Annotated in this window: 1 protein-coding gene; it reads left to right on the top strand. The window is 39.8% G+C overall.

The features are described 5' to 3' along the window. Window positions 1-240: 240 nt before the first annotated feature. The coding region (locus R7P67_RS26425; RefSeq protein ID WP_318086529.1) for a M9 family metallopeptidase N-terminal domain-containing protein at window positions 241-1,049 on the top strand (809 nt) is incomplete at its 3' end.

Raw genomic sequence — 1,049 nt, 5'->3', positions numbered from 1 at the left:
AAGCGTTATGTATATCAAAATCAATTTTTCCTTCCCAATTAACATTTCTACTGAATTTATAAATAATAGTTATTTGTTCAATATCACATAAAAATAGGCGTGTTGAGCATAATACATTTTTATCTAGCCATTAAATTCTATTATTTAACTATGCATCAGTAAAAATATATATTTGACGCCCATTTCAAATACAATACTAATTCTATGAAAAATATTAAAACTGCATGTCTTCTATTATCCATGCTTGGTGTTTTAACTGGATGTGGTGGTGATGATTCTTCCGGTGGAGTCAAGACTGTTCCCGTCGCTGGCGTAGATTCTGGCGACAAAAACGATGACAACGCTGACGTAGATTCAACTGTGGATGACGATACAGATACAGATGATGACAGTACCGTCGATGATGATTCCACGAAAGACGACGATACGACTGACGATGACACCGTGGTAGATGACGATACCGAGCTTTTCCCACACAAAGGAAAATGTACTGTTGAAGATTTCACGGTTGACCGAGTCAATATCGAATCAAGAGTCGCAAACAGTGACTACGAGTGCATGAGAACGTGGTTTTCTCCATCATTAGAGCAAGCAGACGTCGTCTTCAGTACCATGAGCGTGAGTCGAATTACTGGCGGATTAAAAAAGGCAATTGATGCTTATAAAGGAACAAAAGAGCAAGCTCAGCAAATATACTATTTAGGTGAGTTCATTAAAGCGGCTTACAAAAACCGACACGATACCTTTGCTAAAAAGTTGCAACCTTTCTCATCCGAATTAAGCGCAGATATTGCCAATACCATTCAACAATTTTTGCGCTCGCCATACGCTCTAACTGACGGTCGCGAACAGCAAGAAGCGCTCGCATCCATGTTGATTGTTGTTGATAGTATTCGACAACTCGCCATCGCCGCACCCGATGTTTTCGCTATTCTTGATAGCTTTTCAGCGGATAAAAGCGACAGCTATTACTACCGTAAAGCCATCAACAATATCTTTGTCGCTATGGCTGGGCACTCACAAACCAAAGCGTTTTACGATGTGATTGA

Source organism: Vibrio sp. Vb0937 (assembly GCF_033338855.1).
This window is presented reverse-complemented; position numbering and strand designations above follow the sequence as displayed.